This window comes from Pseudodesulfovibrio sediminis, assembly GCF_020886695.1.
Taxonomy (GTDB): domain Bacteria; phylum Desulfobacterota; class Desulfovibrionia; order Desulfovibrionales; family Desulfovibrionaceae; genus Pseudodesulfovibrio; species Pseudodesulfovibrio sediminis.
On the sequence record NZ_AP024485.1, the window covers coordinates 139,467 to 160,973 of the forward strand.

Here is a 21,507-nt window from a genome sequence, read left to right on the forward strand (position 1 = left end):
TCATGATTCGCATCAATCAGATCACCGAACAGGTGGCTACATATATCGATAAGCCCGATTTGGACCTTATCCAGAGGGCGTATGTTTTTTCCGCACAGGCTCATGATGGTGTCGTGCGGCGGTCTGGTGAGCCGTATATTTCCCATCCCATAAATGTCGCGTATCTTTTGGCCAACATGCAGCTTGACGAAGCCACTGTTGCGGCCGGCCTCCTGCATGACACGGTGGAGGATACCGATACCACGGTTGATGAGATCGAAGAGCTGTTCGGCTCGGACGTGGCTGATATCGTGGATGGCGTCACCAAAATATCCCGGATGGATTTCGAGTCCAAGGCCGTGCAGCAGGCGGAGAATATTCGCAAGCTCATTCTGGCTATGGCCGAGGATATTCGTGTGCTTATGGTTAAGCTGGCCGACAGGCTGCACAACATGCGTACGCTGGAGCACATGAAGCCGGTCAAGCAGCGGCTCATTGCCCAGGAGACCCAGGATATCTATGCGCCGTTGGCCAACCGCCTCGGTTTGCACCGGATCAAGACCGAACTGGAAGATCTCTGTCTGCGCTTTTTGAAACCCGATGTTTTTGAACAGCTCTCGGAAGCTGTGTCCGAACACCGGGCCGCCGGTGAGCCGTATATCGACAAGGTTATCGCTCTCATGCAGAGCATGCTCAAGAAGAACAAGATGCAGGGGCAGGTCTATGGGCGCACCAAGCATCTGCATTCCATTCATGTCAAGATGGAGCAGCAGGGGTTGACGTTTGATGAGATATACGACCTCATCGCCTTTCGTATCATCGTCAAGTCGTTGAAGGACTGTTACGCTGTTCTCGGCCTCATCCATGCGGAATGGCGTCCTGTCCCAGGGCGTTTCAAGGATTATATTTCCATCCCCAAGACGAACATGTATCAGTCGCTCCACTCCACGGTCATCGGGCCGGATGGCGAGCGCATCGAGTTTCAGATTCGTACTGAAGAAATGAACCAGATCGCTGAGTATGGTGTGGCCGCTCACTGGCAGTACAAGGAAGTGGGCAAGGGAGCCAAACGGGGCAAGACCGCCGGGAAGCGGGATGCCGAGCGGTATACCTGGCTCAAGCAGATCATGGACTGGCAGCGGGAGTTGTCTGACCCTCGTGAGTTCATGTCCTCACTGCGGCTGGAGATGTTTCAGGACGAAGTGTACGTATTTACGCCCAATGGTGACATCAAGGAGTTGCCTGACGGGGCCACCCCGGTTGATTTTGCCTACGCCATTCATTCCGAAGTGGGAGATATTTGTGCCGGAGCCAAGGTCAACGGACGAATCGTACCGTTGCATTCGACGCTCAAGAACGGTGACTCCGTGGAAGTCATTACGGACAAGAATCGGGTCCCCAGTCGGGACTGGCTCAAATTCGTCAAGACCGCCAAGGCGCGTACCCGTATCAAGCAGTACATCCGTACCGTGGAACGCGAGCGGGCCATTGCCCTTGGCAAGGATCTGCTGGACAAGGAAGGGCGTCGTACCGGTATCAACGTGCAGAAAGCCATCAAGGATGGCGAGTTCATCCGGTTGGCTGAAGAGTTCAATTGCAGCAGTGTGGATGATCTCCTGACCCAGGTTGGTTTTTCCCGTTTTACACCGCGTAAGGTGTTGAAACGTCTGTACGCCCTTACTCACGACGAGCCGCTGGATGAACGCAAGCTCAAGGACAAGGAAAAGGGCACAGAAGGGGAGAGCAAGAAAAAACCTAAAGCTGACGGGTTGCTGATCTCCGGCGTAGACAATGTGCTTGTTCGTTTCGCGGTCTGCTGCAATCCATTACCCGGTGAGCCTATTGTAGGTTATATCACCCGTGGGCGGGGTGTGACCGTGCATCGTGTCGATTGCCCCAATGTCAAAAGTTTTGAAGATGAGCGGCTCCTTCAGGTGACCTGGGAAGGGATTGAAGAAAAGCCGTATCCAGCCAAGGTCAAAATCAAATGCCTTAACAAGCCCGGCATGCTTGGCAAGATTTGCACCATGCTGGCAGACATGGATGTCAATATTGACTCCGGTAGTTTCAAATCTCACGTGGACGGCACATCTCTTCTGGAGTTTACCGTTGAGGTAAAGGATCTGGATCAGCTCTATTCGGCTCTGGCTGAAGTCAAAAAGCTCAAAGCGGTGCAGGAAGCTCTGCGCGTATCGTGATTGTGCGCCATGGCGGGAGGTATGCCGCTCCCGACATCCCTTACAAATACCAGAAAGCCCGCAGATGAGCGGGCTTTCTGGTTAGAGGGTTGGGGGAGAGGCAGAGACTCAAAATTTACTTGGGGTGACAGGACTTGCAACTGACCGGGACCGGCTTGCCATCTCTCTTCTTCACGATCTTGTGACAGCCGAGACAGCTGTTTTCAGCCTTCTTGGAATGGAACGCTGTATAGTAGGCGGTCTTTTCCTTCTTGCCGGGTTGGTCATGGCAACCAGGGGTAGCACAACTCTGTATGTCACTCTTTCCGTCCCATGTGTGGTGGCAGGTTACACAGTCTATCTTGGCGTCGTCGTGCCGCTTGTGGGAGAAGTCCACCATGGTCTTTGAAGCCGTCATGCCTTCGGGCGGTCCAAGCTTCAAATCTCCGGGAGCATCAGGGGCTGCATTGGCCAACCCTCCTGCCAGGGTCAGCATACAGACTGTGAGTATGGTCATAATGAGGCGATACATGCGTTCCTCCGTTGTTGTGGGTCAGTATCATACGGGATAAGGCAAAGGGTGTGCCATATACTAATGTCTTGAAATATAGTGATTTATATTTTTGAGCGTATGAGAGGAGTACGCTTTTTGCGCACGATGCTCCATTCATGGTCACTGTTTTGTGTACACGTACAGGCTCGTTTCCAATCTGTTCTTTCATGGGGAGGACAGGTACAGGACACAAAAAAGGGGAAGCAGTCTGCTTCCCCTTGTATATTTGTGCGGAATTGAGTCTACATGTCGATGCGAACCCGCTCTGGGCTGAGTCGTCTTTCAAGCCGCTTTGCATAGAGGCTCATGATATAGCTGAAGATGAAGTAGAGTACGAGGATGGTCGTGTAGATTTCAAATGGATAAACCATGAGGCGGTTGTTGACTGCATATCCTGCCCTGAGGAGTTCCATGACACCGATGATATACAGTAGTGATGTGTCCTTGAAAGCGGCAATAAACATGCCCACCAGAGCGGGCAGCATTTGCTTGAGTGCCTGGGGCAGAATGATTTTTCGCATGGTTTGAAAGTAGGTCAAACCTGATGCCTTGGCTGCTTCCACCTGACCGGGCGGAATGTTTTCAATGCCACCACGAACCGTTTCGGCAATGTATGCGCTAAAGAAAAACGTCAAGGCAATGGTGCCGGCCCAGAAGGCTTGGATATATACTTTGAATACGAACGGAAGCACAACCATGTAGAACCAGAAAATGACAAGGATCAGAGGGACCCCACGAAACAATTCAATATAGAGTGTGCACGGAATTCTGAGAACGCGGTTTTTTGCAGATCGTCCCATGCCAATGATAAGACCAATAAAGAAGCTGCCGGTAATGGCTATGATGGCAATAAGGATTGAGCCCGCGAGTCCACCAAAACCCATAAAGAATTCAGTTTCGTCTCCGTTAGGGAAGCGCCAGAACAGCAGGGTCGGAAGGTTGGCCCAGATCACTGTGAAGTTGAAGTGAGCAATAGCCATGCCGATCGCATAGAGGCTATAGGCAAGGCCAGATATAAAGAGAATTTTGGCGAATAAGATGAGTTGTTTGACAGACGTTTTGGTAAGCCGGGTAATAGGAGAAACGGTTCGTTTGTCCGGCGATTTTCTAAAGTACCACAACACATATTCCAATACCTGACCGATCAAATCAAAAGGCCAGAATATGATATCCGCGATTTTGCGCAGAGGGGTAACCTTGTCTCTGGGCATAATTTTCAGCTTTTCGTTTACGACGTACATTATGCCAGCAATAATCAAAGACAAAATGAGATAGATGAGGGTCGCAACCACAATAGCTTCAAATGTACGGTAGGTGAGCGAGAGGACTTCCTGCATGGACCAGAACAGCTCGGTAACACCTATGGTCATGGCCAGAGACGTGTTCTTCATGTTGTTGAGGAATTCACTGCCGAGGGGCGGAATGATCTCGCGGAAAGCCAGGGGCAGGATGATCTTACGCAGGGTTTGAGTGAAGGTCAGGCCGGAAGAATAGGAGGCTTCCAACAATCCCTTGGGGATGGATTGGATGCCTGCGCGGATGATTTCAGCCATGAATGCGCCGGTAAAGATACCACAACCAATAGTAGCGCACCAGAATTCGAAGTCCATTTCAAAGAGTTTGAAACGGATTTCTTCGGGAAAGGCATTGGGCAGGGCAAAGTTCCAGAAAAAAAGTTGGATCATCAGGGGAGTGTTACGGAAAAACTCAACATAACAGGTGGCGAACCAATACACCGGTTTGAACTTTGACAGGCGGGCCAGGCCGAAAATGGTTCCACAGGCAAGCGCGATGAGTGTCGAATAGAAGGTAACTGTCAGAGTCGTATTAAGGCCGTTCAGCATGAGATGGCCCATGTGCCCGTATTGGCCTTCCGTCACAAAAACGGCCCAGTCGAAGTCGTATTTGAATTCGAAAACAAAGGCGAAATAATAGATAACCAGACCGACCATGCCTACTAGGATTGTGTTCTGGACCGGGGGTTTCTCGAAATACGTTTTAATCATCGTACTCTTTTTAGGAAGAAGGTCCCGGAGTCTGCAACTCCGGGACCTGATTAGGCTTTCGCTAGCAGCTTAGGGCCACAGTTCGATCTTGGAAGTCATGGGGAAGGGGTAGGCAGACTTGGGGCCGAACCACTTGTTGTAGATGGTCATGTAAGTGCCATCTTTCCACATGTCCTGGAGGGTAAAGTTGATGGCATCGCGCCATGCAGAGTCGTCCTGGGGCAGACCGATGCCGTAAGGCTCATCGGAAATGAATTCGCCAACCAATTCGTACTTGCCGGGAACCTTGGCAGCATAACCGAGCAGAATGGTGGAATCGGTGGAGATAGCCTGGACTCGACCGGAGTTCAGGGCCTCGAACATGGCGACTTCACCGTCATAACCGGTGACCTTGGGGTTAGCATTGCCAAGGGACTTCAGGTAGGCGGTGGCGTTTACAATGGAGGTGGTGCCCTGCATGGAGCCGATCTTCATGTTTGCCAGATCCTTGACGTCCTTGACAGCGCCTTTCTTGGCCAGGAACTTCTGACCGTCGAAGAAGTAGGTGATGGAGAAGTCGATCTTCTCGTCGCGCACGCGCTTGTGGGTCATGTTGGACAGAACCATGTCCACCTTGGGCGGGTTGGTCTGTACAAAGGAAATGCGGGTGTTGTTGTTCACAACGACCTTTTCGAGCTTGGCACCAAGGCGCTTGGCGATCTCGGTGGCCATGTCGACATCGAAGCCGACCCAGTCGTTCTTCTCATCAATGAAGCCGAAGGGGATACCCTGGTTGGAAATACCGGCTTTGAGAACTTTGGTAGACATCACACGGTCGTAAGTGGGGCCGGCGAAAGCAACGGAAGCTGCCATGACGAGCAGTGCTGCCATAGCAGCGATTTTGAGAACTCTCATTTACCTCTCCTGATAGTTGAGTCCAAACAAATAAGCCCCTTCCGGACACCATATCCGGTCGAGGCATATATTCTTTGCCTAATGGCTGAGAATCTTGCTGAGAAAGTCTTTAGTCCGGTCGCTCTGAGGATTGTTAAAGAATTCCTCAGGGGTGTTTTGTTCGATGAGCAGGCCTTCGTCCATGAAGATGACACGGTCCGCAACTTCGCGCGCAAAGCCCATTTCGTGGGTGACGCAGATCATGGTCATACCCTCGCGAGCAAGCGATTTCATGACATCCAGCACTTCGTTGATCATTTCCGGGTCAAGTGCCGAGGTCGGCTCGTCAAACAGCATGATCTTCGGCTGCATGGCCAGGCCGCGAGCGATGGCGACACGCTGCTGCTGACCACCAGAGAGCTGTGACGGATAGGCACCTGCCTTGTCCGGGATGTCCACCTTCTTGAGCAGTTCCATGCCGATGGCAGTGGCTTCGCCCCGGCTCATGCCGCGGACCATGGTGGGGGCCAGCGTGATGTTGTCGATGACTGTCATGTGCGGGTAGAGGTTGAACTGCTGGAACACGAAGCCGACTTCGGCGCGTAACAGGGTCATGTTGGTTCTCGGATCGGACACATTCATCCCATCTACAGTGATGTCGCCATCCTGAATGGGTTCCAGGCGATTAATACACCGAATCATCGTGGACTTGCCTGACCCGGACGGGCCGCAGACAACGACAACTTCGCCTTTTGCGATATCGAGGTTGATATTTTTGAGGACCTGAAAATCCCCGTACCATTTATTGACGCTTTTGAAAGAAATCACATGTTACTCCAAAAATCGAATTTGGTAAAAATGCAAGAGGACTATTTACCAAAATATGACATAAAAAGCAATCATAATTCGGTGTGAGGTTGTTTCTCTGAACCAAGTTCTGCAATAATGGCAAATCTATGTTTTTTGCCCTTGTTCAACTCTGTTTTTTAACACTCCGTCATGGATTGGGCCAAACCGGCCATGGACGTTTCCTTATACTTTCTGGACATATCGCGTCCTGTCTGGGCCATGGCTTCGATGGCTTTGTCCAGGTTTACCTTTTGATAGGATTCATCCAGCGTGGAAGCGATCAGATAGGCGTTGTATGCCTTGATCGCTCCCATGGCATTCCGTTCAATACACGGTATCTGTACGAAGCCGCCCACCGGGTCACAGGTGAGTCCCAGGTGATGTTCCATTGCTATTTCCGCTGCATTTTCAGTGACCTGGAACTTATATCCGCGGGCATACGCGAGCAGTGCTGCCGCCATGGCCGAGGCCACGCCGACTTCGCCCTGACAACCGACCTCGGCCCCAGAGATGGAGGCGTTGTGCTTGCACAGGAATCCTATGGCGCTAGCGGCGAGGAGTCCCTGTCGAATTTCGTCTGAAAGTGCGCCCATCTGTCGTTTGAGCATGAAAATAATGGCAGGAATGACGCCTGCGGCTCCGCAAGTCGGAGCAGTGACCACGCAATGCCCTGACGCGTTCTCCTCAGATGCGGCCATGGCGTATGCGTTGATCGCCTTGACAAAGCCCGGCCCCTGAAAGTGTTCTTCCTTGGCCTGCGAGTACATGATGGCAGCCTTGCGATGGAGTCCTATGGGACCGGGCAGAACACCTGTAGTTTGTATGCCTTGTTCCACGGCTCGATCCATCACCTCGACGATGTGATCGAGACCCGCATATATTTCAGCTTCCGACATGCCGGTAATGGCTGTCTCGTTGGCCAGCATCAATTCGTGCAGGCGGATGGAGTGTGTGCGGAGGTGTTCCTTGAGTTGCGCCATGTTCTTGTAGGGATAGGCCGGGGCACCGTACTCCGGTTCCTGCCATCCTTCCCAGCGCAGAAAGCCGCCGCCCACAGAGTAGTAGGTCGTATCCAAAAGGATAGTCTCTCCGGCCTTCAGGGCAAAGACCATGGTGTTGGAGTGCGGATAGTCATGCTGAACCGCATCAAAGAGTATATTGGCCGGGCAGTATGTGAGTACCTTGCCGTCGATATCCAGTTCAAAGTCCTGACAGGACTTTTCCACCTCTTCCAATACATTGGGATGGCAGGTGTCGGGCTGGTAGCCGAGCAGACCGGCCATGACGGCGCGGCGGGTACCATGCCCGTCGCCAGTGGCCGACAAAGAACCAAAAAGGCGGATTTCAAGCGTGTCGGCAGCCATTCGCTGTTCTTTGGGCAGAGCGCGGATGCGTTCCATGAAGTCAAATCCGGCCTTCATGGGGGCGATGGTGTGCGAACTGGATGGGCCGGGTCCGATTTTGAAGAGTTCAAATATGGATGTAGTTATGGGCGGCATTAATTCCGTCCTCGTGGGGCGGTATCCGCATAGATCCTGATCGTCTTGTTCATTTTTCCCTCATTCGTGCTGCCCATGTGATTTGCAAAAGCGTGGACGGCACTTCTAGTACGATGCACTGAGATTCATGGAGTTGCAACCATGGAATGACATTTGAGTGAGTGAATGCATGTGCATTGCAAAGGACAGTATGCGAGGTTATTGGTGTACGGAGTCATTTCAGGGACGTCACGTGGAACGGATATTGTATCCGATCCGGGCAGATACGGTACTTTTGACACACGGAACACGTCGATGGATTTATTACAGATTGGGACAACGGGGCATAACCACCTTCTGGCAGCCGCACAGAAATCATTTCGTCTGGCTGAAAAAGCCGAGACCGCACAGGACGCATCCAAAGCGATCGGAGCCGGTGCCCGGCTTTTTTGTATGGCTTGGACTGAATTCCCACTCAACGGGCCTCTTGCTGGAGAATTGGTTCGGCTTTCACAGATTATCCCTGCATTTCAGAAATTGCTTACCCCTGAAGCCGTGCGTCTTGCCGGCGCTGTTGCACAAAAGATGCGCGGTGAGGGCGACCCGGAAATGCAGGAGTTGTTCGTCAGTGGTGACGTGGAGGCCATGAGTGCCCGCATGGAAAAAGGGCTCAAGGGGCGCAATCCTTTGTCGATTGTTCAGCAGGCCATGACCTTCCAAGGGGTTTTGTCCCGGTGGGATTGGCTTGAATCTTTCCTGACTCGTCTGGTTGTTCCCATGGAGCCGGATATTGCCACTTTTTTGCTGGCCGGAGTCCATGTCTCAAATGGTCGGTTTGCTCAGGCTGTTGCCCTGTATGAGGAACTGCTGCTTCGATTCGCTGTGCCCGGGATGCGTTACCGTTTGGCCACAGCCCTCGCCGGTGCCGGAGACAAGGAACGAAGCCTGGCGTTGCTTGGTGATGTGTTGACTGATTTTCCTGAACACACCTCTGCATTGCTTTTTATGGATAGCCTCGTCTTTCCTGCGAAACGGGCCACTCGTCTGGATGGCAAATGCGTGGTCAGTATCTATTCGTATAACAAGGCCGAAGCATTGGCCCGGACCCTGGACAGCGTGCTCGCTTCCGATCTGAGTGACACGGTGGGCGATGTGCGTATTCGCGTGCTCATCAATGGCAGTGAGGATGACAGCCTGCGTGTGGCCGAGGCCGCGAAGGAGCGATTCAATGGACATATGGACGTGGTCTCCCTGCCGGTTAATATCGGTGCACCGGCCGCACGAAACTGGTTGCTCGATGCGGCCCGAAAAGATGGAGCACAGTGGATAACCTATTTGGATGACGATGTTCTGGTGCCTTCGGATTGGTTGCTTGGCCTCGCGTCCGGTACTGAAGAATTCCCTCAAGCCGGAGTATGGGGCTGCCGCGTGATGGATGCGACTTCGCCGACCCTGATTCAACACGGTGACGGTTTTTTGCTTGGACAGGAGGACGCCAAAAGCCGGGGGTATGCGGTCGTGATGCAGGAACCGCTCACAGAGTGCGCGATGCCGTCGCAGTTCGGGTATAGACGGCATGCGGCATCGGTCACAGGCTGTTGCCACCTGTTCAAAGTGGAGACGCTCATACGCCACAGAGGATTTGATCTGCTCTATTCTCCCAGTCAGTTCGATGATCTGGATCTGGACCTCCGGTTGCTTCGGGCGGGCACTCCGGCAGCGTATCTCGGAGATGTCGCAATCAGGCATTTGCGTGTCTCGGATTATGTCAGAGAGCCGTCACAGGCCGCGGTCAGACAAGGCGAAAACCACAGGGCCGTGCTGGAAGGGAGACATGCCGAGCATCTGGATATATTGCTGCGGACGCAGGCTGCATTCGTTACAGCGGATATTGATGCAAAGAGGACACGTCTTCAAGAGGCGGGGGTGCTGCCCATTACAATTTCAGAAAATCTGTCGACCTGCGCCTCTGCTTGAGAGAGAGTTTCAAAGCAGGCAATATGCATTATCGCGTCTCCCTTGTAGACCGAAGGGAGTGATTGAGTGCCAATGACCATTCCACTTTTGGGGGAGATGAGTTCAAAGGATTCATTTCTGAACGGGTCATGTATTGTTCCCAGAATCTCCCCTTTTTTGACACGTTCGCCTAACTTGGCTTTGCCACGGAAGAGACCGCTTGCTGAAGCGCGACACCATGTCCGGTCATGGGCGACCTGAAGTGCGACTTTTCTGCGTTTTGTGGCTTTTCTTTTGGCAAGCATGCCGAGATATTCCATGACCGAAGTGATTCCCCGGACCCCGGCCCGGATGGAAAATTCATCAAAGCAGAGTGCTTCTCCTGCTTCATAGAGCAGTGTTTTCACTCCACAGGCTTCGGCAGCGGAGCGCAATGTGCCCTCTGTCCCGTCAATGTTCAAGGCGATGGGGGAGCCGAATGCTTCCGCCATGTGCAGCACGACTTCATCATCCATGTTGCCGCGCACCTGGGGGAGGTTGGTCCTGTGGTTCGAGCCGGTGTGCAGGTCAATACCGTATTGACACTGTGTGACGATGTTGTCGAACAGGACCAGAGCCAGTTCGGAGGCAAGAGAACCGCCGATTTTCCCCGGGAAGAAACGGTTCAGATCCCGTCTGTCCGGCAAGTAGCGCGTATTGGATATGAATCCGTATATGTTGACGACAGGGATGGCGTAGAGTGTCCCCGCGAGTTTGGAGAGCCGTTTCAATCCGGTCAGTTGACGGACGATTTCAATGCCGTTGAGTTCGTCTCCATGGATAGCGGCACAGACAAACAGACTCGGGCCTTCACGGCGACCATGGAAGACATGCACGGGCATGCCAGAGCCTTGCCGCAAATATGTGTCCGGTACCGGCAGTACGACTGTTTTCTGTGTGCCGGGGGCAATGGTTTGCCCACCTATTTCAATAGGACGTCGTGCCATGGTGCTGACCTTTTTATTCAGTGTATGGACGGATCAGGCTAACCTTTTCCGCGTGTTTTGGTCTTTCCGGGTTTGGCGTTTTTTTCGATGAAGGTTATGATTTTGGCAGCGATATCGATGCCCGTTGCCTTTTCGATGCCTTCGAGGCCGGGAGAGGAGTTCACTTCCATGACTACCGGGCCGTGATTGGAGCGCAGAAGGTCCACGCCACAGATGTTAAGGCCCATGATCTTGGCAGCCCGAACAGCGGTGGAGCGCTCCTCCGGGGTGATTTTTACAGGAATCGCCGAGCCGCCGCGGTGGATGTTGGAGCGGAATTCATCACCGGCCGCAGTGCGCTTCATGGAGGCGACCACCTTGCCGCCGACCACGAAGCAGCGAATGTCCGAGCCCTTGGACTCGTTGATGTATTCCTGCACAAGAATATTGGCCTTGAGTCCCTGGAATGCCTGAATGACGCTCTCGGCGGCCTGACGGTTCTCCGCCAGTACGACTCCGATCCCCTGGGTTCCCTCGATCAGCTTGACTACAAGGGGAGCGCCTCCGACCATGTCGATGAGGTCCCCGGTGAATTTTGTGGAGCTGGCAAATCCGGTGACGGGCAGGCCAATGCCTTTGCGTGAAAGCAGTTGCAGGCTGCGCAGTTTGTCTCTGGATCTGGTGATGGCGATGGATTCATTGACACTGTAAACATCCATCATTTCGAATTGGCGGACAACGGCGGTGCCGAAAAATGTGATCGAAGCCCCAATGCGTGGAATGACGGCATCAACGCCTTCAACCCGTTTCCCTTTGTAGTGGATGCTTGGGTTGTGCGACGTAATATTCATATAACACCGAAGGGGATTGATTACCTCGATTTCATGTCCCGCTTTGATTCCGGCTTCAACTAGTGCGCTGGTGGAATAGAGGCTGCTTTTGCGTGACAAGATGACAATTTTCATTTGATGCTCCCTTCTCTGATGGCCTTTTCGTATATTCTTGCTCCATGTTTCGCGCCCGCCTGCATAGACAGATGAGGGTCGACAATCAGTCGCCCGGACATGGCATTTCTTCCTAATAACATTCTGAATTTCATTTCATCACGATTGGTGAGAGTCAACTCGATTGGCCAGGACCGGCCAGCTATTTGAAGAGTGGTCGCTATGACATACCGTTTCTGGCTTTGTCCACCTGAATTCATCACTTTTCTGCGGTCAACGAGAGGCGCCTTGCAGGGGATTTCGATATCATCGTTTCCCTGCAATGGGTGGATGTTGAAAGAGACGAATTGCATGCCGTCTTCTTCGAACGGAGAGATGTCAAAAGCATGGAGCGCCGAGGTCTTGGCTCCGGTGTCCACCTTTGCCTTGATGGCCGGAACAGCGAGATCCGGCAGAGCAAGCCATTCCCGCCATCCAATGATCATTTTGGGTTCTTTTATCTTCAAACTGGCCCTCCAGTTTTCTTGTCACGACTGAGTCGGTTGGGACTGTTACTTTTGAATGCGAGTCAGCCCTTAAAGTATAGGAATTGAATTGGCAATACAAATTGGATTGCTCGAAAGTCGAATTCGGACCGCATGTTTCAAGGGGGAACCGTGTTCTGAGGCTATGAGATTTCAAGTCTGTGGTGGGTGTTATAATGTGAAGATTTTTCTTTCAAGCGAGAGAAAACATGATAATATGGTGGTTCCTTTAACTTCAACCTGTAAGGAGAACGAGTATGCCCAATATGGATTATCCTGGTCCCTGCCCGAGTTGTATGGGGATTGATGGTTGCCCTACCGATGCTGGTAAACAGGAAGCTGTTGCTCATTATTGCAAGGGCTTGGAGATGGAACTCAACACGTGGAAAGCGCGTCTGTATGATATCCTTGCTTCAGACAAGGGTGCTGACATCGCTGATGAAATAATCCTTATAAAGTCAACTGTGAAGGAGCTGGATGCCATCGCTTCACAGATGATAGATGTCTGCCCTTCATTGGAGGCTCAGGAGAAGATCATTGGCGGGAAACTTGAGGACCTGCGTGTTCACTACACCAAGGCTCTTGGAGTTCTTGCCCCTGGTTGGTTTGGTGGCTAGAGCCTGAGAATACAATCTTGTAAGGCCGCTGATTGTATTGGCGGCCTTTTATTTGTTGTATTCATGAGTGATTCCGTGCTCAGAAAGAACGTGGTGTCGTCATTTTTGCCTACTCAAATTTTATAAAAATTTCTTGCGCATGAAATAGATGAGCATGGCCAGACCGACCACTCCCATGGCGCCTAGGGCGTAGAAGTATCCATATCTCCATGCCAACTCGGGCATGTATTGGAAATTCATCCCATACACTCCTGCAATAAATGTCAGGGGAATGAAAATGGTGGCTATGACGGTCAGGAACTGCATGACATTATTGGTTCGGATTCCAATGAGGGATATCTGGTAGTCAACCATGGACTTCAGAATGTCATGCAAAGCCGTCACCCCTTCAACAATCTGATCCTGATGTCCGGCGGTGTCTCGTAAAAAGGGGAGGACGGTTTCCGGTATTTCGGCATCTTCGTGCATAAGGTTCTTGAATATTTCTCGAACAGGGACAAGGATGTTCCGTAAAAGAATGGTCTCTCTCTTGAGCTCATACAGTTTCCCCAGAAGATCATCAGTCGTTCTTTGTCCGAGTTGGTTCTCCAGGTCCTGGGCAATTTCACTTAGTTGGCCAAGGGTCGCCATTTCGCGGTCAACCAGGGTATCGAGAATCGCTGTCAGCAGGTAGGAACTGTCTGAATTTCGGATACGGCCTTTTCCCTTGTTGATCCTATTGATGAGTCCTGTCAGCAGATCGCTTTCTTTTTCAAGGAAGAGGATAACGAGTCCGTCTCTCCAGAAAATGCTTACCTGTTGGCTTTCCAGATTCTCATTCTTGACATCCACATGCTTCATGACAATAAAGCTCGTATCATCGTCGGCCCAGCTCATTTTTGGCCGTTGACCGGTGTTCATGACATCTTCCAGCGTGAGCAGTGGGAGGTTCAGCGTGGTTCCCATGGATTTGATCATGTCTGGGACATGCACCCCGGTGACGACCAGAAGGTTGATCATGTCCTTTTTCAAGAGGCATTGACTTACGTCTTCATAGCGAGCTTCGACTACCTGTTCTTTATTGTACGCATAGTGGAGCACAAAAGGAGTGAATTCGCGTTTGGCGCCTGCGTAAACAAGTGTGCCTGGAGCTGCGTCGTTTTTGACTTGGTTCCAATGTAAAAAATCAAACATCATTCACTCCTTGATCAATGAATGTATTTCCTTAATGCTTGTTTTGAATACTATACTTATGCCGATTGTGCTGTCCATGTAATATCTGTTTGGAGTCTCTCATGATGGAGTGGTTGAATAATACATATGTGATTAAAACTCTGGAAAGTGTAGCGCTTATGCTGGTTGTCTACACTTTGGCTAAACTCGCGTCTTCCATTGCGACCAAAGAGGGAAAGCGGAACTCGGAAGCGCCGTTTGCCATCAAGTATACGGCGATTTTCTTTTTTGGATTTGCGTTGATTTTTATCTGGCTGGAAGGACTTGGGTCCATTCTGACAGCGTTGACCATTGTTGCGGCTGCGCTGACGATTGTGTCCAAAGAGCTTATCCTCAACTTCCTCGGTTCATTCGTCATTTTCTGGCGTGAGTTGTTTGCCATTGGCGACAGAGTGCAGGTCGGGGATTCGACCGGAGACGTCATAGGCAAGGGGTTGTTCTACTTCACACTTCTTGAGGTGGGAAAGTCGGATTCGGCAGGCCAGAGCACTGGCCGCCTCATCAAGGTCCCCAACGCGCAGGTCTTTACCCTGCCGGTCATCAATGCCACTCGCGGAGCCGGATATGTCTGGAATGAAGTCCAGATTGCTATCCAGAGAACGGATAACTGGGAAAACGGTCGGGAACTGCTCTTACAAGCAGTAGAGCGGTACTACGAAGCCGATGCCATTGATCTCGACAGAATCAAGAAGGTCTTTGAACGCAAGAAGGTCTTCTTCAAATTCTTGACCCCCAGAGTGTACGTCTCTGTTTCCACCGGGGGCATCTGTCTGACTCTGCGGTATCTCTGCCGCTCTCGCATGACACGGGAAAGTCAGGATGCCATCACCACCGATTTCCTGAACAGCATGCAGGATCTCGACATCAAACTGGCTGAAGAGCAACCGTAGGCCCCCCTCTGCACACTCTTTAAGCAGCAAGAGACAAGGTTGCAAAAGCGCAAACAAAAAGGGTTTATGACGATTTGTCATAAACCCTTAATTTTTCTGGTCGGGAGGATTTGAACCTCCGCTCTCTGCTCCCCGAAGGATGCGGTTTGATTTGCGAACCTTATAAATTATTGCTGTCTATCGTTTTGGGCCTTGTAAAAGAGGGCAGGTCAGTGCGTTCATACGCGCTCGGCTTTGTTGCGTGTAACGAACGCCAAATCTATGGGAAAAGACGCGAGCGCACATCCTCCGCTTTACAGGCTCGTACCAGTCATAAGATAGGTCTAAAGTGCAACTAATACAAAACAGTTACAGCAGAAGAAACTCTCTTTGCTTTCTCGACAGCACCCTCAACGTCGTCAGCAAGGGCCAAAGCAACGCCAAGACGACGGACTCCAGCGCATTCGCCTTTTCCGAAGATTAAAACCTTTGTATCTGCTTCACGAAGCGCAACATCAACGCCATCAAAGGCGGGCTTGTCTGATGTTCCATTAGATAGAATCACACTTGAAGCGGCGATTCCGTATTGACGAATACCCGGAATCGGCAAGCCCAGAACAGCTCTCACGTGCAGGGCAAATTCACTTAAATCCTGAGAGATGACAGTCACCAATCCTGTATCGTGAGGGCGAGGAGAAACTTCACTAAAGATAACGTCTTCATCTTTGACAAAAAGTTCAACCCCAAAAAGGCCACGCCCACCTAAGGCGTCTGTTATTTTGCGTGCATATTTTTGAGCTTTCGCAAGGGCCGCTTCACTCATGGGTTGCGGCTGCCAGGATTCACGGTAATCCCCATCTTCTTGTCGGTGCCCAATCGGCTCACAAAACGTTGTCCCATCAATGTGACGCACGGTTAAAAGGGTAATCTCATAATCAAAAGGGACAAATTTTTCGATAATGATACGCCCTTCGCCAGTACGCCCGCCGGACTGAGAGTACTCCCAAGCCTTTTGGATATCAGCCTCACTTTTTACAGTGGATTGTCCTTTCCCAGAAGAACTCATGACAGGCTTGATCACACATGGGATACCGATTTCAGCCACTGCCGCCCGGTATTCTTCTTCTGTATCGGCGAAGCGGTAAGGCGATGTGGTCAGGCCAACCTCCTCAGCAGCAAGACGCCGAATACCTTCACGATCCATTGTCAGCTTAGTCGCATTGGCAGTAGGGACAACATTGAATCCCTCTTTTTCAAGCTCGACCAAAGTAGACGTGGCAATAGCCTCAATCTCAGGCACAATATAGTCTGGCTTCTCTTCAGTAATAACTCGGCGAAGCGCATCACCATCCAACATGGACATGGTATAAGAGCGGTGCGCCACCTGCATGGCTGGGGTGTCTTCGTAGCGATCAACCACAACAACCTCAACGCCAAGACGCTGCGCTTCAATCACAACTTCCTTACCAAGTTCGCCGCCACCAAGAAGCATCATTTTCTTTGCAGATGCAGTTTTGGCTGTTCCTAATATTGTCATAGTAAATCCCTTTGAATTAATTACAATCATGCTTTTGACAGGAAACTTCTATGCCAAATTTCCCCCAAAATTGAAAGGATTTCTCTTTTCGATTTCAGGGTGAATAAAGGTGGAACCTAGCTGGTTTGCGCAATTCCGAAAAGAAGGGTGTGAAGCTAATCGTGCATCTTCTTAAGACGAGGGGGGGGAAAGAGGTGCTGCCTAGTGAATTGAAGAGAGTGGGGTGATTGTAAGCAATAAACAAAAAAGGTTTACGGAGTGTTTCCGTAAACCCATGATTTTTCTGGTCGGGATGAGAGGATTTGAACCTCCGATCTCTGCGTCCCGAAGGATGCGATTTGGTTTGCAGGTCTTGTAATTGTTGGTGTTTATTTCTTGGGCACATGCAAAAGGGGGGTAAAAGGGATCTGGGATGTGCCCCAGTATGTGACCAGGAATTAAGTCTACTGTCCTTGGAACGATCCCGTTAGGGGGGAGTTTGATTCTATTTTTGCATAAAGCTGTTGATAGCTCTGAGCTGGGTTTTGCTTTAAATAAATGAACTTTCCACAAATGGAGACGTCATTGACGACAACAGTGCCGCATAATCCAAATTAAATCGTATATGATCTCCAACATGTAGTGGGGTTGTTGTGGTATCGAGTATTATGTGGTCACTGCTTGAACCCAATATATCCACATCAATCATGGGGGTGAGGCCTTTCACCTGGACATCCTGTCTTCCCATCGCCACAATTGATCTGAGCATTTCGCCCTTGTCCTCAAATATTGGTGTGTCGCCAAAAGCGTCTTGCCCAGCTTTTCCTTCAGGGAGGGAAGGTTTGACTTTAGACTCTATCACTTCTGCGACTAAGGAGAATGCATTAAGGTGAAGACGGTCGATAGGCTTTCTCGAAAGAGTCTCCCTTCCTAGAAGAATTGCCTCACCAAGTCGTATATTATTCACTTTGCTTTTGTTGCCATGTTCAAGCATCCAATTAAAATTGGCAGAATTTCCTCCAGAAATTACAGAGAGTTTGATTCCATATATCCTTTCATACATCTTTGCCAAGCGGGAGAGATTGTCCATGTTGTATTGAGTTGGTACAATTCCATTCAAGCACGTAAGGTTTGTCCCTAAGCCGATGATTTGGATGCCTTTCATTTGGAGAACTTCTTCGATCGTCTTGCCGAGATCCTTGCGGAGTATTCCTTCCCTTAGATCACCCATTTCTACCATGAGAACGATGGTATGGATTTTTTTCTGTGCGATAGCGGTCTTGGAGAGTTCTGCTATGACAGCCAACTCAGTATTGAAACTCACATCAGCGTACATAACAACATCATGTACTTCGCTCGCAGAAGGCGTCCTGATCAAAGTGAAAAGGGCGTTTACATGGGCTTTTTTCATGCGGATTAAGTTTTGAATCCTTGAATCACCGAGAGAAGAAATACCTGCGGTTACTATGGCGTTGGCAATTCTTGGATCTCCAAGAAAGCACTTGGTCACCCCCGTAATTTCAATGCCCCTAGCTCCGAACATTGCGTTCAGATTTTTGGCGTTGTCGTGTATTTTGGACAGATCGATTTCAAGGTAAGGTGTCTTCATTAAGTCAGCTTGACTTGGAGCTGGGGGAAAGTGGTCAATATGTTTGCAATGAGTGAATCGCAGCCGAACTTGAGGATGTCCGTGGTGGGTATTTGAAACTGTTCCTGGTAAGACTCAATCGTTTCGTCCATCTCGGAATCGGACATCTTTTCGTGATTGATGGCGATGCCAATTACAGGAGACTTTGAGAAAACTTCAATAAGTTCGATCTCATCTTGCAGGTCAGGCATTTTGATGTCTGGATAATCGCCGAGGCTTTCTCGTTTTGGTGGGTGCTGAACTATGATCGCTTCAGGTTGTCCACCTCTTATGATGAAGCACGAACTCAAATAGGCAGGGTGACTTAGCGAACCTTGCCCTTCGAGAATAATGACGTCCGGCTGCTTTGCTTCCCAAGCTCCGATAATTGCCTTTTCCATTTCGCCCGAAATGAATTGTTCCTTCAAAGCGTCTAATGGAACCCCGAACTCAGCTCCCTGAATCACACCGGTCTGTCCTGTTGCGATCATTATGGCGTTAAGCCCAAGGTCTTGAAGAGCTTGAGTCAATAGGACTGAGGTTGTTCGTTTTCCCACTGCGCTATCCGTTCCAAGGACGGCAATCTTTGGGCACTCAACCTTGCTGATATCGCCGGTAAATACGCTTCTTTGTTTGATGTCTTGTTGTTTTCTAATGTCATGTAACTGGACATTACATTCGGCGGCTTTTCTGGTGAAGTCTTCATCATCAGTGAGGAAGTCATGAAGTCCATTGACGATGTCGAGACTTCTCTCCATCGCATAAAATATCACATCGCGGTCTGTTGAAGAGAAGGCTCCGGACAAAGGGGCCATGCCATAAATAAATATTGTTACCGAGTCGCCTTTCCTCTCAAGAGCTTCTTGAAGATCTTTGTATATAGGGATTCCATTGGCTTCATCGTCAAGTACTTCTCCTGCGTCCAGGCCAGCTTTCGTACTATCGATGATGCCTGCAATTTCATACTTGTTAGAGTAACGGGTCAGCCCGTTGGCCGTTTTCCCATCCATCTCGCCAAATAAACTTTCGCAGTATACAACTGCAAGCTCCTTATTTATCATAGTAAATCCTTAGTAAAAGATTGGTTTACTAAATTGGTGTGGTGATATCACATTGATAATTTGACGTATGATTTTGTCATGCCAATTTAATAATAATGAAAAGTAATTAAAAATTATCATAGTAACATAACATAGAAATATTATTTACAAGTCATAATTAAATTTTTATTTTTTTTTATTTAACGAATACATGCTTTATGATGATAATATAGTTCAAGATTATATGTTGAAATATGTGCTTTATGTGTTGTAATAATCAGCATAATATATTTCAAAGTTCTCTGTATTTTGAAAAAATAGTATTGAATTTCATTTACTGAAAGCGTGTTGCTTTACTTCCATCAAGAACTGAGTAATTCGTTTATATATCAGCCGTGCACGTGTAGGTGCAGTCCATGCTAGCGCTGGTTTGAATTTGAACAAAGTCTATCGAGGAGCCGTGTACGCATCTTGTACGCGGCTCTTTTTTTTGGCGAATTGGCGCTATACATTATCACTGTTTAGAGAATTTGAATGTCTAAAGAATTGTATGTTGGCAACTTGTTTTGGACCTCCACTGAAGACGAAGTACGTGCAGCTTTTGAAGCTTTCGGCGAAGTCCTTTCCGTGAATCTCATCGAAGATCGTGAAACTGGTCGTCCCAATGGCTTTGGTTTCGTCGAAATGGATGACAACGGTACTCGCGAAGAACGCCCCCGCTGGTAGTTTTCGTAGTTAAGCCCTAAACGGCATTTGCGCCCGTCTTTCTCTTGAAAGACGGGTGCTTTTTTTGAATCTAAATTTGCCGCACCAATCTGTGTTTTTACCTTAGCTTTTATTTCTATTTATCGAATAGGCGAGGCAGTAGCAGGTGGAATTGCAGTTGTTGTTAGCAATGGGGGAACAAAACAAAAAAAGGACTTACAGCTATTTGCTGTAAGTCCTTGATTTTTCTGGTCGGGATGAGAGGATTTGAACCTCCGATCTCTGCGTCCCGAACGCAGCGCTCTACCAGACTGAGCCACATCCCGATTGCGTGAGAGGGGTGTTTAGCTCACGGGTGACGAAAAGGCAAGCCAAAATGTACAACTCGGCGCAAGTTTGTGGACAAAGGTGCTAATTCTGCCTAAAGTTCGGAGATTGAATGACAAAATAATCCTTTCGGGGGTGATCGGCTAAGGGTGTCGCCTGCGGTGAGTGCGATGCTGGAGCTGTATCGTCGGAAGACGGTATATGCTTGCTATCCGGCTTATTTCAAAGGAGATGTATACGTGATCAAAGTGCTCGTTGTGGATGATTCCGCTTTTATGAGAAAAGCCCTCAGCACGATGCTCGATAAAGACCCCGATATTACTGTGGTCGGTACTGCTAATAATGGTCAGGAAGGACTGGACATGGTGCGGAGCCTAGATCCTGATGTCGTGACCATGGATATCGAGATGCCCAAAATGGACGGGCTGACCGCTCTGAGGCATATCATGATGGAGTCGCCGCGACCTGTTCTCATGGTCAGTTCCCTGACTACCGAAGGGGCAGAGTCTACCCTGAAGGCGATGGAGCTCGGGGCTGTTGATTTTATACCGAAGCAGTTGTCCAAGGTTTCGCTGGATATCATCAAAATAGAAAAAGATCTTATTGCCCGGGTCAAGACCGTTGCTCTTCGCAAGATGCGGCATGTGTCGGCTCGTGCCGTGCGGCCCAAACCTGCGCCGGTTGTTCGAAGGCGTCGAGTGGCTGGCAGCAGGCCAGTTCGTGACGTGGTCGCCATTGGCGTATCCACTGGCGGGCCTCCTGTTGTTCAGAAAATTCTGTCATCACTTCCCGAAGATTTCCCGGCCTCGATCGTCATTGCGCAGCATATGCCCGCAGCGTTTACCGGTCCCTTTGCCGCCCGTCTTGATGGTGTCAGCAAGCTCACGGTCAAAGAAGCCGAAACCGGTGATGTTCTGAAACCGGGCCATGTCTTCATTTCTCCTGGCGGCAGGCATCTTGTTCTGGATCAGAAAATAAGCCGAGTGGATGTGGTGGTTACTGATGAACCCGCTGGTGAACTCTATAAACCCTCAGCCAATGTGATGATCAGTTCTGTGGCCAAGGCTGTTGGCAAGCGTGCCCTTGGCGTCATCCTGACCGGCATGGGCTATGATGGCTGCGAAGGGATTCGAGATCTCAAGAGTAAAGGTGGCAGGGCATTGGCGCAAAGTGACTCTACGTGTGTTGTCTATGGCATGCCCAAGGCGATTGTTGATGCGAAGTTGGCTGACGAAATTATTGATCTTGATGATATGTCTAATGCCATCATGGAAAATTTATATAAGTAAA

Annotated in this window: 18 protein-coding genes and 1 tRNA gene; 6 read left to right on the forward strand and 13 right to left on the reverse strand. The window is 50.0% G+C overall.

Annotated features, from left to right (window positions below; translation table 11 throughout):
• The first annotated feature begins 2 nt into the window (after nt 1-2).
• A complete protein-coding gene (locus tag SRBAKS_RS00700; protein ID WP_229592588.1) occupies nt 3-2,177 on the forward strand; it encodes a RelA/SpoT family protein in 2,175 nt (724 codons plus the stop codon).
• A gap of 115 nt (nt 2,178-2,292) precedes the next feature.
• Here SRBAKS_RS00700 and SRBAKS_RS00705 read toward each other — a convergent pair whose 3' ends face one another.
• The 5 genes from SRBAKS_RS00705 to SRBAKS_RS00725 all read right to left on the reverse strand — a co-directional run bounded on the left by SRBAKS_RS00705 (nt 2,293) and on the right by SRBAKS_RS00725 (nt 7,936).
• On the reverse strand, nt 2,293-2,688 hold the full coding sequence (locus tag SRBAKS_RS00705; protein ID WP_229592590.1) for a cytochrome c3 family protein: 396 nt from the start codon (nt 2,686-2,688) through the stop codon (nt 2,293-2,295).
• A 263-nt stretch (nt 2,689-2,951) separates the two neighbouring features.
• A complete protein-coding gene (locus SRBAKS_RS00710) occupies nt 2,952-4,715 on the reverse strand; it encodes an amino acid ABC transporter permease (RefSeq protein WP_229592592.1) in 1,764 nt (587 codons plus the stop codon).
• A gap of 69 nt (nt 4,716-4,784) precedes the next feature.
• A complete protein-coding gene (locus SRBAKS_RS00715) occupies nt 4,785-5,609 on the reverse strand; it encodes an ABC transporter substrate-binding protein (RefSeq protein WP_229592594.1) in 825 nt (274 codons plus the stop codon).
• A gap of 78 nt (nt 5,610-5,687) precedes the next feature.
• Nucleotides 5,688-6,416 (reverse strand): amino acid ABC transporter ATP-binding protein, encoded by a 729-nt coding sequence (locus SRBAKS_RS00720; protein ID WP_229592596.1) that lies wholly within the window; start codon nt 6,414-6,416, stop codon nt 5,688-5,690.
• 158 nt (nt 6,417-6,574) lie between these two features.
• The gene (locus tag SRBAKS_RS00725; protein WP_229592597.1) at nt 6,575-7,936 is read right to left on the reverse strand and encodes an L-serine ammonia-lyase; all 1,362 of its coding nucleotides are present in this window, start codon (nt 7,934-7,936) and stop codon (nt 6,575-6,577) included.
• A gap of 294 nt (nt 7,937-8,230) precedes the next feature.
• Here SRBAKS_RS00725 and SRBAKS_RS00730 point away from each other — a divergent pair, with 294 nt between their 5' ends.
• Entirely contained in the window at nt 8,231-9,892 is a 1,662-nt protein-coding gene (locus SRBAKS_RS00730) for a glycosyltransferase family 2 protein (protein WP_229592599.1), read from the forward strand.
• On the opposite strand, the gene SRBAKS_RS00735 is transcribed toward SRBAKS_RS00730, so the two are convergent.
• From SRBAKS_RS00735 to SRBAKS_RS00745, 3 genes are read right to left on the reverse strand one after another with little or no spacing between them, the layout of a single operon-like run.
• Nucleotides 9,829-10,857, reverse strand: coding sequence for a succinylglutamate desuccinylase/aspartoacylase family protein (locus SRBAKS_RS00735; protein ID WP_229592601.1), 1,029 nt, complete (start codon nt 10,855-10,857; stop codon nt 9,829-9,831). The two genes, SRBAKS_RS00730 and SRBAKS_RS00735, sit on opposite strands and share 64 nt — an antisense overlap.
• A 38-nt stretch (nt 10,858-10,895) precedes the next feature.
• The gene (gene rimK, locus SRBAKS_RS00740) at nt 10,896-11,801 is read right to left on the reverse strand and encodes a 30S ribosomal protein S6--L-glutamate ligase (RefSeq protein ID WP_229592603.1); all 906 of its coding nucleotides are present in this window, start codon (nt 11,799-11,801) and stop codon (nt 10,896-10,898) included.
• On the reverse strand, nt 11,798-12,286 hold the full coding sequence (locus SRBAKS_RS00745) for an ATP-dependent zinc protease family protein (protein ID WP_229592605.1): 489 nt from the start codon (nt 12,284-12,286) through the stop codon (nt 11,798-11,800). The genes rimK and SRBAKS_RS00745 overlap by 4 nt, the downstream gene beginning before the upstream one ends.
• 275 nt (nt 12,287-12,561) lie before the next feature.
• Here SRBAKS_RS00745 and SRBAKS_RS00750 point away from each other — a divergent pair, with 275 nt between their 5' ends.
• Complete coding sequence (locus tag SRBAKS_RS00750) at nt 12,562-12,921, forward strand: hypothetical protein (protein WP_229592607.1); 360 nt, start codon at nt 12,562-12,564, stop codon at nt 12,919-12,921.
• Between the two features lie 120 nt (nt 12,922-13,041).
• Here the strand turns inward: SRBAKS_RS00750 and corA are convergent, their stop codons facing one another.
• Nucleotides 13,042-14,094, reverse strand: a complete 1,053-nt coding sequence (gene corA / locus SRBAKS_RS00755; protein WP_229592609.1) for a magnesium/cobalt transporter CorA — start codon at nt 14,092-14,094, stop codon at nt 13,042-13,044.
• 101 nt (nt 14,095-14,195) lie between these two features.
• On the opposite strand from corA, the gene SRBAKS_RS00760 reads away from it, so the two are divergent.
• A complete protein-coding gene (locus SRBAKS_RS00760; protein WP_229592611.1) occupies nt 14,196-15,023 on the forward strand; it encodes a mechanosensitive ion channel family protein in 828 nt (275 codons plus the stop codon).
• Between the two features lie 334 nt (nt 15,024-15,357).
• On the opposite strand, the gene purT is transcribed toward SRBAKS_RS00760, so the two are convergent.
• From purT to SRBAKS_RS00775, 3 genes are all read right to left on the reverse strand, one after another.
• Complete coding sequence (purT, locus tag SRBAKS_RS00765) at nt 15,358-16,539, reverse strand: formate-dependent phosphoribosylglycinamide formyltransferase (protein ID WP_229592613.1); 1,182 nt, start codon at nt 16,537-16,539, stop codon at nt 15,358-15,360.
• A gap of 529 nt (nt 16,540-17,068) precedes the next feature.
• A complete protein-coding gene (locus SRBAKS_RS00770; RefSeq protein ID WP_229592615.1) occupies nt 17,069-18,127 on the reverse strand; it encodes an alanine/ornithine racemase family PLP-dependent enzyme in 1,059 nt (352 codons plus the stop codon).
• Entirely contained in the window at nt 18,127-19,206 is a 1,080-nt protein-coding gene (locus SRBAKS_RS00775; protein WP_229592617.1) for an N-acetyltransferase DgcN family protein, read from the reverse strand. Before SRBAKS_RS00775 ends, SRBAKS_RS00770 begins: the two co-directional genes overlap by 1 nt.
• A gap of 513 nt (nt 19,207-19,719) precedes the next feature.
• Here SRBAKS_RS00775 and SRBAKS_RS00780 point away from each other — a divergent pair.
• Entirely contained in the window at nt 19,720-19,911 is a 192-nt protein-coding gene (locus tag SRBAKS_RS00780) for an RNA recognition motif domain-containing protein (protein ID WP_430708951.1), read from the forward strand.
• Nucleotides 19,912-20,139: 228 nt separating this feature from the next.
• On the opposite strand, the gene SRBAKS_RS00785 is transcribed toward SRBAKS_RS00780, so the two are convergent.
• Nucleotides 20,140-20,216: transfer RNA gene (locus tag SRBAKS_RS00785), tRNA-Pro, on the reverse strand.
• 240 nt (nt 20,217-20,456) lie between these two features.
• Between SRBAKS_RS00785 and SRBAKS_RS00790 the strand changes: the two genes are divergently transcribed.
• Nucleotides 20,457-21,506, forward strand: coding sequence for a protein-glutamate methylesterase/protein-glutamine glutaminase (locus SRBAKS_RS00790; RefSeq protein ID WP_229592619.1), 1,050 nt, complete (start codon nt 20,457-20,459; stop codon nt 21,504-21,506).
• Nucleotide 21,507: the final 1 nt, after the last annotated feature.